We start from the raw sequence: 13632 nt of genomic DNA, 5'->3' as shown, positions 1-13632 counted from the left end.
CTGAGATTTTAGCCGTAGTCTTTCTTTTTCATTGGTGTACTTTAAAATTATTGTTAGAGGCGATATGCCTTGAGTCCCTCATCAAATGCAGCCTTGATTTCGGCAGCATGGATAGCAAAATGCTCGTTGATGATGTTGTCTATGAAACTTGCTACAGTAGCCTGTCCTTTACCAACCACATTCACAAACTTCATAATGCGCTCATGTGTCTCTTCTTTGATGCATACCTGTTTACCATTTCTTGCGGTAAAATCAGCTTTGGACATAAACTTGTCTATATACCCAACTTTCTTTTCAGCTTGGGATGACACTGTTACATTTACAGTGGACTGAATACTGATGTATTCTTTTGTCTCACCATTCTTACTTGTTCTGTTTCTTTTCATTGTTCTCTAATTTTAATGTTATACAAAACCGAAGATATTGAAATACTTGTTGACTTTTGGAATTTAATCCTGACAGTTTTATTAAACATCTGACATATGCAATTTCATCAACGCATCTAATTTGCGTTTGATAACCTTGGCATTTTCTGCAAATTTAGCTTGCAGTTCTTCGCGATTCATTTCTGAGAATATTTTGCCAACATGTGCAAATCTCTCGTTCGTTACATTAGTCTTTTTTGCTCTTTTCATAATTCTCATTTTTTATTGTTATACAAAATCGAGGATATTGAAGTCCTCTATGCTGTCTGGCACTTTAAACACCTTCTTTGACTTGGATATTTCTTCTATCTTGTGAGTTTGCAGGTAGAAGGTGACAAAATCATGAATGTTTTTCTTGCACTCCTTGCTGTTCTCCATGAATTTCTCATAGAATTGGTTACCATCCATCTCGTGGAAGACCTTTCCTGCATGTCGTTTCTCCTTGTCCGTAGCTTTTGAAGCCTTGACCGTCTTCACGGCTGTATCTATGTCCTCAAAACTTGTTCCTTTTGCTTGCGGTACATCGGCATCGTCCTCATCGTCTGAATACTTCACACCGACATCTTCTATGCGGACATTTGTAAACACATCATCCAGTAGTTCATCAGGAATCCTTGCCGTGTTCTTTGGTGGATCCTCGAATGTCACGTCATTCTCAGACACAGGCTCTGACTCAGTTTGCTTCTGTACCGTTTCTTCTTTCTTTCGCAGTTGGGACACTTTGAAAAGGCTTTTGCCAACGAGTGCCATAGGGTCGATTGGTGGCTTTTCCTCTTCTTCCTTATTGTTCGCAACTTCAAGGAGCAACTTGTTGTAAAAATAGATAGTCCAGACATTGAATGCAACCAAGACTATCATGAATATACTTTCCATTGTCATGTTGTTCATTTTTAGTCACACATTCCAATCATCTATCTCTTTTCTTAGTAAGCCGTTAATTTCTTCCTGGTTCTCTTCAAGATGTTTCTCAAGAATAAGGTCGATATAACCACCGACAGTCAACTCATGCTTTGCGAGCACACTGACAATCCTCGAAATTCTCTTGTGTATCTCACGACTGATATAAACGCATTGACGAGTCTTTATCTCGTTTCGTTTGAGAAATGCAGCATCATAACTTTCAGAAGAAACCTTGGATGGCTTGCGTGGGGCTGCAGACTTATCCATCAGTGAACGTGGATTTTTCTTTTCACCCTCTTCTTTCTCTTCGGTATCCCTCACTTGGTATTGAGAGGCTCCATTAAGGATGGATGCCGTTGTCGTGCCTATCTTGCTCTTGCCAACAGAGGCAATGAGCAGACTTTCATCTATTGCATCGGTGTTAATTTTTCTGCTTACCATAGGCATTATGTTTTTATAATTTCACAAATTTCGTCAGACAATTCCTTGATGCCACTTCCTCGCAACAGATTCGGGTCTGCGGGGAAGATGGTGGAACGGAACACAGCCTTTCGATTCTCCGACAGTTCTCTTCTGAAACGCTTGCTGTCTGGAAGTCGTGTATTGAGAAGTGAATAGCCGAGAGAAGCAAACATTCCTTCATACACTTCATATAAATTCGTGCGTTCTCGTTTGTCAACCATCGTCCAGAAAAAGGCAAGTTCCTTGGTGACTGCCAAACCGGGAGTCATTAGGTTATCATTGAATAGTTGGACAAAGCCCAATGCACTTTCAATCACAAAACGGTCTGCGCTGATAGGAACAAAGATGTAATCCATCTGAGACAATGTTTTCAAGACACCTTCGCTTTTGATTGTTCCCGGCATGTCAAAGAAAATAAAGTCCAGCTCAACCTCCGAATCTTCCAACACCCTCTCTGCGTCATCAAGCGCATTGAGCGCATTGCTTCTCATGACGCAGTAGGATTTCTTGCCCAACTTCTTGAAGTGCTCACAAGCTTGTGCCTTGAAATAAGCACTGTCCTTGATGAGTTCCATTTCCTCATCACGCAGGTCTGCGATGTTGTGCTGTGGTTCGTCACAGTCAATGACTGCTACATTGAAACCTTTAACATTGTGAATGTAGTTGGCTACAAGAGCTGTGATGGTGGATTTTCCGATTCCACCTTTCTGTGTTGCAAAAGCTACAAATCTTGTTTTACTCATATCTTTAACTTTTTAATTTGTTGATAACTCACTTCCATGATTTTCTGCCAATTTAATGATATGAACACATAAGTGTCCATGTCAATAAGTCATTGCTCCATTATGGAGACCTTGAACCATTGCAGTGCTTCATCATTTCCATACGACAGTACGACAGTGAATCAGTAAGTCTGTACGTCAGTAGCGCATCATTGATGCAAGGCGATACTGCAATAATGACAGGTTTATTCATTTCTACAAATGCTTGTTTCATCATATTTTCAAATCATTAGTTCGATGTTTACGGCTGCAAAGTAACAACGCTTTTTCCGAAAAACAATGGTTTTCAAATCCTGTGGCAGCATGTTGCCGATAGTTGCAGTGGTTGTCTGGGGTGCATCTGTTTCAAGGGTGCTATTTTAGCCGTAATTTTGCACCCGAAAGGCAAAGCGATGGATGGCGCATCCATATCGTTCCGAGAAGAACTAAGGCTTGATGCTCCGCAAAGGACTGGATTTCCCGAACAGCCTCCATTCGGGATGGGGACAGCTTCTTACGAAGGCTAACTTCAATCCACCCTAAGCGGATTTTTATGTCCTCAAAGACATAGCAAGGTATGTTTTGAGTTACTCAAAACCTTTGGAGTTACTCTCCAAAGACCTTGCCCTGCCGGGTTGGTAGCCTCTCCGAAGTTGGGCTCCCCATGTTCCAATCTGACGATAGTTTGTGCAATTCCATTATTGCCGCATGTACCACTTAATCCATTTTATATGAACACAGAAAGAAAACGAGGGGGACGAATCCCCAAGCTGAACCCGAAGTCGCACCATGTGATGCTTCGGTTCGACGATGACGAATGGATGAAATTCCTCGTCATGTATGAGCAGACTGATGTGAAGGCGAAGGCTGTTTTTGCCAAGGCACGCATCTTCGGCGAGCCGTTCAAGGTGCTGCGCGAGGACAAGACACTGGTGGAATACTACACCAAGCTTTCTTCTTTTCACTCGCAGTACCGAATGATTGGCAACAACTACAACCAGGTTGTCAAGGAACTCCGTTGTCATTTCTCAGAGAAAAAGGCGATGGCTTTGCTCTATAAGCTGGAGAACTGCACCAGGGAACTGGTCTCTCTTACCCGTGAGATTGTTGAACTAACCCGTAAGTTTGAGGAAAGATGGTCGCAAAGATAAGTTTCGGAAGTTCATTGTATGGTGCACTGGCATACAATGGTGAGAAGATTAACAAGGAAGAAGGAAAACTCTTGGCTACAAACAAGATCTTTGATGATTGTTCTGGAAAGACGAGCATCGCCAATGCCTTGCGTGATTTCCAGCGATACCTTTCTCCGCACATCAGAACAGAGAAGCCTGTAGTGCATATATCCTTGAATCCGCATCCTGATGATGTGCTGACGGATATGGAGATGGAGAATATTGCCCGTGAATACTTGGAGCGCATGGGATATGGCAACCAGCCATACATGGTCTACAAGCATGAGGACATTGACCGTCACCACATGCACATCGTAACCATCCGGGTGGATGAAAACGGCAAGTGCTTGGATAGCCGATACAACTACCATAAGAGCAAGGCTATCACCCGTGACTTGGAGGAGAAGTACAATCTCCACAAGGCAGACCGCAAGCAACGCCAGGCAGACAATCCACTTCGTAAGGTGGATGTAAGCCAAGGCAATGTGAAGAAGCAGGTTGCCAACACAGTAAAATCTCTCTGCGCTACCTACAGGTTCCAGTCATTGGGCGAGTACCGTGCACTTCTTTCCTTATATAATATATCCTTGGAGGAAGTCAGAGGCGAAGTTGGCGGTCGTGAGTATCATGGTTTTGTCTATTCTGCCACGGACGGACAGGGCAATAAGGTTGGAAATCCTTTCAAGGCTTCCAAGATTGATAAATCTGTCGGTATAGAGGCGATAGAAAAGCGGTTCGCTTATTCTACCAAGAAGTTCAAGGAGGACAAGAAACTCTCCGAGATGACCCGTCATAGCGTGGAAGCTGTCTTGAAACAGACGTATCATAAGGATAAGTTCGTTGAGTTGCTGAAAGCAAAGGGCATTGATGTTGTTTTCCGCCATACAGCTGACGGCCGTATCTACGGAGCAACATTCATTGATCACCGCACCCAAAGCGTTTTCAATGGTTCAAGGCTTGGAAAGAATCTTTCTGCCAATGCCCTGCAGGAGCACTTCACCTTGCCTTACGAGAATGAGCAGCCGATACCACTTACCATCCCGAAGGAAGATGGCACAATGCCGGAACTGGAATATCATGGTTCTGGCTTGTTCGATGAGTACGGCAGCGGTCTTGGACTTATGGCAGGGAATGGTTCTTCCAACGAGGCACAGGAAGCAGCATTTGATAGAGAGTTACGCAGAAAGAAAAAGAAACGAAAAGGGAGAAACCTTTAATCGTATTATCAAGGTATAACTTCAAAACAGAAAAACAATGGCACAAGAAGACGATTTGAGAGCATTGGGAAAAATAATGGATTTTCTCCGTGCCGTGAGTATAATACTCGCAATTATGAATGTATATTGGTATTGCTATGAGGCAATGCGCATGTGGGGAGTGACAATCGGGGTTGTTGACAGAATCCTGATCAACTTCAACCGTACAGGCGGCTTGTTTCATTCTATCCTCTACACCAAGCTGTTCTCGCTTTTACTCCTGGCGCTCTCATGTCTGGGAACCAAGGGCGTGAAGGCAGAGAAGATGAGTTGGAACAAGATTTTTACGGTTCTTGCCGTTGGTATCTGTCTGTTCTTCCTCAACTGGTGGATATTGCTTCTGCCTATATCACATTTTGGCAATGCCACGCTGTACATCTTTACAATGACAGCGGGTTATATCTGCCTGTTGATGGGAGGACTCTGGATGAGCAGACTCTTGAAACACAACCTCATGGAGGATGTGTTCAATAATGAGAACGAGAGTTTCATGCAGGAAACCAAACTCATGGAGAACGAGTATTCCGTCAATCTGCCAACACGATTCTATTACAAGAAGAAATGGCAGAGAGGATGGATCAACGTGGTCAATCCGTTCCGAGCGACCATCGTGTTAGGTACACCGGGTAGTGGTAAGTCCTTTGCTGTCGTGAACAACTACATCAAACAGCAGATAGAGAAGGGGTATTCAATGTATATCTATGATTTCAAGTTTTCCGACCTTTCGACGATTGCCTACAACCACATGATGAACCATCAGAATGGATATAAGGTCAAGCCCCAGTTCTATGTCATCAACTTTGACGATCCTCGCAGAAGTCATCGCTGCAATCCCATTCACCCGGATTTCATGAGTGACATTTCCGATGCTTATGAGAGTGCATACACCATCATGCTCAACCTCAACAAGACGTGGGTTCAGAAGCAGGGCGACTTCTTCGTGGAGAGTCCGATTATCCTCTTTGCAGCCATCATTTGGTACCTAAGGATCTACAAGAACGGGAAGTATTGTACCTTTCCCCATGCCATCGAACTGCTCAATCGCAGATATGAGGATGTCTTTCCGATACTGACGAGCTATCCCGAACTGGAGAACTACCTATCTCCGTTCATGGATGCATGGCAAGGTGGAGCGATGGAGCAGTTGGCGGGGCAGATTGCAAGCGCAAAGATTCCGCTGTCACGAATGATCTCACCACAACTCTATTGGGTGATGTCCGCAAGCGAGTTTACACTCGACATCAACAATCCCGAAGAACCGAAGATTCTATGTGTCGGCAACAATCCCGACCGTCAGAACATTTATGGTGCGGCACTTGGTTTGTACAACAGCCGCATCGTGAAACTCATCAACAAGAAGGGACAACTCAAATCATCCGTTATCATTGACGAGTTGCCGACTATCTATTTCAAGGGTTTGGATAATCTGATTGCTACGGCACGAAGCAACAAGGTGGCGGTGTGTTTAGGCTTCCAGGACTTCTCGCAGTTGGTTCGCGATTATGGAGACAAGGAGGCAAAGGTGGTTATCAATACCGTTGGTAATATCTTCAGCGGACAGGTCGTTGGCGAGACCGCCAAGACTTTATCCGAACGTTTCGGCAAGGTGCTCCAAAAGCGCCAGTCCATTTCCATCAATCGTCAGGATGTCTCTACATCTATCAATACCCAGATGGATAGTCTCATTCCGCCAAGCAAGATTAGCGGACTCACCCAAGGTATGTTTGTCGGCTCTGTTTCCGACAACTTCACCGAGCGCATAGAGCAGAAGATCTTCCATGCCGAGATTGTCGTTGACACCGACAAGGTAAAGCGAGAGGAAAGCCATTATCAGCCTATCCCTATCATTAACGACTTCAAGGATGCCGATGGCAACGACTGCATGAAGCAAGCTATTCTGGACAATTACAACCAAATCAAGGAGGATGTCAAACAAATTGTCAAGGATGAACTGGAGCGCATCGCAGGTGACGAGAGCTTAAAGCATCTCATACAGAAATAAACAATAAAGCGAGTAACTTTTAGGAATTGTCCTTTCAGTTACTCGCCCCTGCATACATATATGGGATTTATCGTTTTTTATCGTCTCATTCTTTCCAATTCATCATCCTTTCGCATCTTGTCGTTCAACTTCTCCTGCATTCTGTCAAGGAAGTAAGTACGGCTATGGTTTTTGCGTCTTCTGATGTCGGTGTAGAAACGATAGCAGTCCTTGGCTTTGATGCCGAAGAACTGGTACATGGCTTGCGCCAAGTCCTTGAACTTCACATCGCCATCGTTCACGCTTCCCATTACGCAGATGCCATATACCATTTCTACAAGGTCAACGGCATTGCCTGTCCATTTTACTAATGGCTTTGATTCTGATGATACTGGTGGGGAGGCTTCTGGAGTGGATGTGGTCACATGAAGATGATATGTTGCTGACACATGCTCTTGCATTCTGCGGACAAATGCAATAGCCTTGCGCACATACAAGCCTACGGTTCCCAAACAATCCTTTATATGGGGCATTGACAGATGAAAGTCAAGCTCGGTCTCTGCGTATGACAGTGCAAAGACCGCTTGCTTCACGTTGGTGCTGCATAAATCAACCACAACCTTGATAAACTCACGATATGAGTTCTCCAAAGCGTTACCACCTTTGTTCTTATGACCTGCATTCAGCAAGTTGAAAAAATCAGTCTCTATCAATATGTTGTATTCCATGTTGCTGTCTCTTTTATGGGTTTGTACTAATTTGATGTTTCTGTGCGCACATCATTTATTAGTCCAACACCTATGCCATTCCAAGACAGACTAAACAATAGGATGATGATATTTCCTGATAATCAGCAACTTTATCAATAGAATAAGATTTTTACGAGGAAATTGCAAGCAGAAATAGTGTAAGGAAAACCGGACACTCGTCCAATCTTCCTTACACGGTTCCTATACCATTACAACTTATTAGTAGGAATACCATACTCTTTCATACGGGCATAGAATGTAGTATGGCTCATTTCCAACATTTTTGCCGCATCACGCTTGATGCCATTGCATTGCTTCAAAGCCCACAAGATACGCTCTCGATTGATCTTGCGTTCTTGTTCATCAAAGTCCAAAGCCTCTTCTGTCAATGCCGATTGTGACAACTGCAAGTCCTCGACATCTATTATCTCATTCTCGCATAACAGCATAGCTCGCATGATACAGGATTTCAACTCACGCACATTACCTGGCCATGTATGGCTTACAAGTGCCCTTTGCGCTTCCTTACTGATACATTTTATTTCTTTGTCCGTATGCCTATCATATAGTTTCAGGAAGAAGTTAGCTAATGGCATAATATCTTCCTTGCAATCCCGCAACCGTGGAATCTCAATAACCGCTTCGTGAAGTCGATAATACAGGTCGCTTCTGAATCGTCCTTCCCGAACTGCCTCTTGCAGGTTTTCGTTGGTGGCGGCAATAATGCGCACATCAGCCACTTTGTCTTTTATAGCTCCCAATGGTCGGTAGCTCTTGGATTGCAACACACGCAGCAGCATCGCCTGTACATCTTTCGGCAGGTTGCCTATCTCGTCCAAGAACAGTGTACCTCCAGCAGCCAATTCAAAGTAACCTTTTCTTGCTGCGTCTGCACTTGTGAATGCACCTTTCTCATGCCCAAAGAGAGCGGAAACGGCAAGTTCTGCAGAAAGCGTACCGCAATCTACTACCTCAAAAGGCTTGTCGGCTCTTTTGCTTTGCAGATGTATCTTTTCCGCTATATGTTCTTTGCCAGTACCATTGTCGCCCAATATCATAACAGCCATGTCGCTTTTGGCAAACAATTCTGCCATTTTGTATATACGGCGAAACTTCTCACTTTTGCGGTAAACAATCTTGTTATTCAACTCGACGAGTCGTTTCTGCTTGTCTATGATTTCTTCCAAACGTTCATAAACTACATCAAGCAACAATTTCTTCGGTATATAGTCTTCTGCTCCCAATTTCATAGTCCTCACGGCACTCATGCTTTCATCGTAAGATGTCATGATGATAAATGGATTCTGGTAGCCGTTACTACGCATCCATTCCAACAGGTCGATGCCGTTATCATTCCCCAAGCGCATATCCGAAATGACAACATCCCATTCAGAGGATTCCCTCACAGCTTTCAGACCATCTCTGTAATTGTAGCATAAGATTGTTTTCCATCCCTTTGCCTCCAACTTCTTGCCCAACATATTGCAAAATGTAGGGCTGTCTTCAATGATTATTACTTTCTTCATGCTGTTACCTCCTCAATTTTCTTTTGTGCGGCTTTGATGATTTCCTCACCATGTGCGAAAACATCCTCAACCGCTTGGTTGATAACGTCGTCTGATGATGTAGAATCTTCTATCAGGTCAAAAAGATAGTTCAAAGACTCGTCAGATTGTACCATCATCCACGAGCTTCTTGCGTGGTGAATGGCATCGGACATTTTCTTGCGGTTCTCCTCTTGGGCTGCATTACGGATACTGCCCAATGTGTCAGTCATTTCCTTTACGAAATTCTCCAAAGTCTCTTTTTCATTGCCGTAGGTCAGCAACATAGAGAAGTCTATTTGTTTTTCTGCAATCTTACCGTTTACACACTTTCTTGCAGTGTTTATCAAATCCTTGTCAGACATCGGCTTGAACAGACAAGCGACAAATCCAGCGCCAAGCAGTTCTTGCTCACTCACATTTGGTGCTGCTGTCATAACGACAACAGGAATGGTCTTGGAGTTACGCACGTTCACCATACGCATCATTTCCAGAATCTCGATACCATTCACTTCAGCCATCTTCAAGTCCGTTATCAGCAGATCATATGATTTTTTGCGCATCATATCCAATAAATCCGTGGCATTATTACAAGTGTCACATACGATGCCGTTTGATGCAAACGCCTCACGGATGGTACTCAGTTGTACATGGCTATCATCAATGGCAATGACAGTAAACGAATCTTGTCGTTTCGTTCTATACTGAGTTGGTTCCACATTCTGCTTTTCGGCTGTAGCCATAGGAAGACTAATGGTAAAAATACTTCCCAGCCCTTGGTGACTGGACACATCGATTTTTCCTTTCATCAGTGAAACGAGGTTCTTGACAATGGAAAGTCCCAAGCCAAATCCCGGTTGGGTGACCGCATTTCCCAATCTTGCAAATTCCTTGAAAATTTGTTTTTGTTGCTTGTCATCCAATCCTGTTCCTGTATCCTTAACCTTTAGCATGAACACACCATTCTTATAGGTTGTGGACAATACTATCTCACCCTTTCCCGTATATTTGATGGCATTGGAAAGCAGATTGCGTCCTATTGTAAGCACCTTTTCCTTGTCTCCATTGACAACACCATCTGCCTTATTGTTGACGCTCAATTCCAGTTGTTTCTTCGCAGCAAAGGGTTCATACTCCATCTTTAATTGCTCGGCAATGTCCATCATACGGAAAGGGCGTTCCTTGACGGTCGCCTTTCCATTCGCTAATTTGGAGTAAACCAGGAAACTGTCTATCATAGAAGTCAAGCCTTTCGATGTGTCAACAATCAAGTCGGCATACCGTTTGCTTTCATCCGTAGCATCATCAAGTCCGCTAATCTTGCGAGCATAATCCTTGATGGCAGACAAGGGACTGCGCATCTCATGCGTTACTGTCAGCATCACCTTTCTTGTTTCTTCCTTGCTCTTACGTGTCTTGAATGCGAAACGCCACACCAATAGGAATAATACGAAAAACACCAATATCAACAATCCTATCATCCCTATATAATAATAGGTGTAATTGCCTTCCAAGTCTGCGATTTGTCGCTCACGAACTTTGATGCCTTTATCCACATTCTCATCAGCTATGCTGATTACTCTTTGCAACTGCTTATTGATACTTTCATTTCTGTTTCCCAGACTATCCAAAATCTCCACAACCTTACGGCTTTGCTGGTGATGTTTAGCAACAACCGTTTGGTTTAGGTTGGTGAGCATCTTTTCAGTTTGGGTTAAACGGTTGCCTGTTGTTACTCCATTTTCTTTCTTGCCGAACAATCTGCTGAAGAAACCTCGCTTCTTTGGCTTTGCCTGCTGTGGCATAGCTGAAAGTCTTTTGCTTTCAGTCTTATTCTGCTCTACAATTCTTGGAACTTCTGCGGTCAGCTTTTCTTGAGTAGCATTCAATTCCTGCATAGCATCCTTTATATCCAGAAGGAGCTGTTCCTTTTCTGCAAGAAGACGGCAGATCGTATCAGAATCTTCTTTCGGACAAATACCTGCGATGCCTTCAAGCATACTGTCCACTTCCAATCGAAGCGAATGATACTCATTTACATCTGTTGAGTCCCAATCCGCAACCATTTCACCAAGCAGTGACAATTCCGTTATGTGCAAGTTTAAGTCATGCACATTCTTTCGCCACTGATGCAGTTCTGCATTTCTACACTCAATCTCCTTTCTGTCGCGCCATTCAAATAGGCCGATTACAATGGTACATCCTACGATAACGATGGCAGTCATGATGCCTAAAGCCATCCATCTACAGATATGCCCGGTCTGTTCTTTGCGTTCCATGTTGTTTACTTTTTACGCTTCTATTACTTCATTATTGCTTTGCACTAACATTTTTAATCGGCAAAGATAATGGCAGGAAGCATTAAAGACGAATATTTATATATATTATAACAACTTTTATGTAATTTCTTGGTAAAAACAGCATATTGTTAGAGAAAGAACCATTATTGAATAATAACAATGGACAATAAAGCCAAAAGCTGACAAAGTGTAGATTGTGAGACTTAACCGAAAAAGGATGGCAAGAGTTTCCTACCTGTTGATACAGACATTCAAAGAAAAGCAGAACGAGCGGGAAAAGTTAAGAGGTACCTTCCAAGTGCTTGATGGCAATATCTTGATGCTTGTGCATCCTTCGAGTGGTGACAACATATTCTATAAGGTGAGGGATGGCAATTGTATTATTCTGATAGACTCGTTCGGTAACGAACCCAAAAAAGAGGTTATGAAAAACTATATTCTGAAGAAGAAAGGATAAATTGGGAGTGGAAATAAGAGTGTTAACTATAGAACGGTAGTCTGACAAAGTTATTTTACTCTCTGTATTGAAGAAAAAGCACTCACAATAAAATCCGTTTTAGAAAGTTCCTATTTCTGATTTTATTGTGAGTAATCTTACCTGCATAAACTTTATGGCTTTTCTAACAAGTTATTAAAATAGTGATAGATTCAACATCTTTTAAATAGAAAAATCCATATGGTGATCCAAAGAATTATGTTTTCATACAACTATAACTATATTATCATCTATTCTCGTAATCACACAAATTATTGACACCTATTAAAATAAAAAATGTCTCCACTTGATAAACTGTCTTTATCATTATAAGGGAAAAACAATAGATTTGGTATAGAATCCTTTAGTTCAAATATAGACCTACTTTTTGTTTCATAATTATATAAACAAAGAGTATTTGATGTAATTTTAATCTTGTAAAAGTTGTTCAATCCGGTAAATTCTCCATATAATTTTCCCTTTAAGAACAATCTTATAGAAACTGTCGCTCTTTGTGAATCTTGATACTGACCTGACAATATTTTTTGTTGTATTACTTTAAAATTATTTTTCTTAATTTTTAATGAACCTAAATACTTGTACTCATAATCATTAGTTAAGTCTTCTGTTTTTATTCTTATTGAATATGTTACAGAACCATTATGCGATTCTAAGCATAATTTTTCTAATTCTGTTTCATATTTTTCCACAGAATCATAGGCGTTGTCTCTATTAGTTGAAGTACTTTTTTGGCAACCAATAATTAGAAAACAAATAGTTATATATATACAAAAAGTAACAATTTTCATAAAGCGTATTTTTACTATTATAAAAAGTGGATGCTTTTAATTTAATGCATCCACTTTCTATTTTTGGAATTTATCGTTTACGTGGTTTAGATTCTCTTACCATTGTTTCAACATCGTTTTGATAATTCCGAACACCACCACCATTAAAATTATTTGTAGCATTTCCCCATCCTTTGAACTCATATGATGTTTCTCCTGTTTTTTTATCATATTTCACACCACCTTTGAATCCTTTGGTTGCAAGAATTCTAATGCCATAATACAAAGAATTAGTTACACTCATTTTTTCTTTTTTCTTCATACCATAAGCACTCTTCAACTTTCCGTCACCCCAATCACCAGGATTGTTAGATGTCATAATGTCAGAACTTGTCAAGGCGGCATGGCTTTCTTGAATGCAGATAGCTTTTACTAAAGTCGGGTCTAAATCAGGAATTTGTCTGATTTCTTCAGAAGATATTTCATGTCCTCCTTCTGAATATAATTTCAAAATTCCATGATTTTTTGCTTGATTGAAATAACCCGTTCGGGCTGCTATCAAATAATCATTCTTTTGATATTTTTCACTTGATACATCTTCATTAGAGGAAGGTCTTGTTTGGATAATTTTTGGCATTGGCACTTCTTTCCACCCCAAATTGCCTTTTGATGGTGATGTATAAGAACGAGATGTTTGTATATAAGTCTTGTATATATTTTTGTTTTTAATCCTATACACTTCTTGACCTCCAAGATTGACATAGACAATATCGGCTCCGTTTGGATCCAAGATGTTCAAAGGATTATTTATCACATAAG

The 13632-nt window shown here is 41.7% G+C and carries 14 protein-coding genes; 4 read left to right on the top strand and 10 right to left on the bottom strand.

Translation table 11 applies throughout. The annotated features are described in order from the left end of the window. Window positions 1-53 precede the first annotated feature (53 nt). The 5 genes from ONT18_RS16130 to ONT18_RS16110 form a co-directional block, all read right to left on the bottom strand. Entirely contained in the window at window positions 54-386 is a 333-nt protein-coding gene (locus tag ONT18_RS16130) for a DUF3408 domain-containing protein (RefSeq protein WP_264906975.1), read from the bottom strand. Window positions 387-467: 81 nt separating this feature from the next. After that, entirely contained in the window at window positions 468-635 is a 168-nt protein-coding gene (locus ONT18_RS16125; RefSeq protein WP_264906973.1) for a hypothetical protein, read from the bottom strand. An 18-nt stretch (window positions 636-653) separates the two neighbouring features. After that, a complete protein-coding gene (locus ONT18_RS16120) occupies window positions 654-1298 on the bottom strand; it encodes a hypothetical protein (protein WP_259305979.1) in 645 nt (214 codons plus the stop codon). A gap of 21 nt (window positions 1299-1319) precedes the next feature. After that, complete coding sequence (locus ONT18_RS16115) at window positions 1320-1766, bottom strand: DUF3408 domain-containing protein (protein WP_264906969.1); 447 nt, start codon at window positions 1764-1766, stop codon at window positions 1320-1322. Between the two features lie 5 nt (window positions 1767-1771). After that, window positions 1772-2530, bottom strand: a complete 759-nt coding sequence (locus ONT18_RS16110) for a ParA family protein (protein WP_264906967.1) — start codon at window positions 2528-2530, stop codon at window positions 1772-1774. A 749-nt stretch (window positions 2531-3279) separates the two neighbouring features. Here ONT18_RS16110 and mobA point away from each other — a divergent pair. Genes mobA through mobC form a run of 3 tightly spaced genes read left to right on the top strand, consistent with a single transcriptional unit; the run spans window position 3280 to window position 6978 of the window. Then, the gene (mobA, locus tag ONT18_RS16105; protein ID WP_032856281.1) at window positions 3280-3699 is read left to right on the top strand and encodes a conjugal transfer protein MobA; all 420 of its coding nucleotides are present in this window, start codon (window positions 3280-3282) and stop codon (window positions 3697-3699) included. Next, window positions 3684-4937: a relaxase/mobilization nuclease domain-containing protein gene (locus ONT18_RS16100; RefSeq protein WP_264906965.1), complete on the top strand. Its 1254-nt coding sequence runs from the start codon at window positions 3684-3686 to the stop codon at window positions 4935-4937. The genes mobA and ONT18_RS16100 overlap by 16 nt, the downstream gene beginning before the upstream one ends. A 37-nt stretch (window positions 4938-4974) precedes the next feature. Then, a complete protein-coding gene (gene mobC, locus ONT18_RS16095; protein WP_264906963.1) occupies window positions 4975-6978 on the top strand; it encodes a conjugal transfer protein MobC in 2004 nt (667 codons plus the stop codon). A gap of 77 nt (window positions 6979-7055) precedes the next feature. On the opposite strand, the gene ONT18_RS16090 is transcribed toward mobC, so the two are convergent. The 3 genes from ONT18_RS16090 to ONT18_RS16080 all read right to left on the bottom strand — a co-directional run bounded on the left by ONT18_RS16090 (window position 7056) and on the right by ONT18_RS16080 (window position 11529). After that, window positions 7056-7685 (bottom strand): RteC domain-containing protein, encoded by a 630-nt coding sequence (locus ONT18_RS16090; protein WP_264906961.1) that lies wholly within the window; start codon window positions 7683-7685, stop codon window positions 7056-7058. A gap of 230 nt (window positions 7686-7915) precedes the next feature. Continuing rightward, window positions 7916-9232, bottom strand: coding sequence for a sigma-54-dependent transcriptional regulator (locus tag ONT18_RS16085; RefSeq protein WP_264906959.1), 1317 nt, complete (start codon window positions 9230-9232; stop codon window positions 7916-7918). Beyond that, window positions 9229-11529: a hybrid sensor histidine kinase/response regulator gene (locus ONT18_RS16080; protein ID WP_264906957.1), complete on the bottom strand. Its 2301-nt coding sequence runs from the start codon at window positions 11527-11529 to the stop codon at window positions 9229-9231. Before ONT18_RS16080 ends, ONT18_RS16085 begins: the two co-directional genes overlap by 4 nt. 238 nt (window positions 11530-11767) lie before the next feature. Between ONT18_RS16080 and ONT18_RS16075 the strand changes: the two genes are divergently transcribed. After that, window positions 11768-12007 (top strand): copper resistance protein NlpE, encoded by a 240-nt coding sequence (locus tag ONT18_RS16075; protein ID WP_259023695.1) that lies wholly within the window; start codon window positions 11768-11770, stop codon window positions 12005-12007. A 290-nt stretch (window positions 12008-12297) separates the two neighbouring features. Here ONT18_RS16075 and ONT18_RS16070 read toward each other — a convergent pair whose 3' ends face one another. Together ONT18_RS16070 and ONT18_RS16065 are read right to left on the bottom strand one after the other, a co-directional pair. Further along, complete coding sequence (locus ONT18_RS16070; protein ID WP_264906954.1) at window positions 12298-12834, bottom strand: hypothetical protein; 537 nt, start codon at window positions 12832-12834, stop codon at window positions 12298-12300. Between the two features lie 70 nt (window positions 12835-12904). Beyond that, a partial coding sequence (locus ONT18_RS16065; protein WP_264906952.1) for a hypothetical protein occupies window positions 12905-13632 on the bottom strand: 728 nt, incomplete at its 5' end.

Origin of the sequence: Segatella copri, assembly GCF_026015295.1 — a bacterium.
In the GTDB taxonomy this organism is placed as follows: Bacteria; Bacteroidota; Bacteroidia; order Bacteroidales; family Bacteroidaceae; genus Prevotella; species Prevotella copri_C.
The sequence above is the reverse complement of the archived record's forward strand: the minus strand, read 5'-3'. Positions and strand labels throughout refer to the sequence as shown.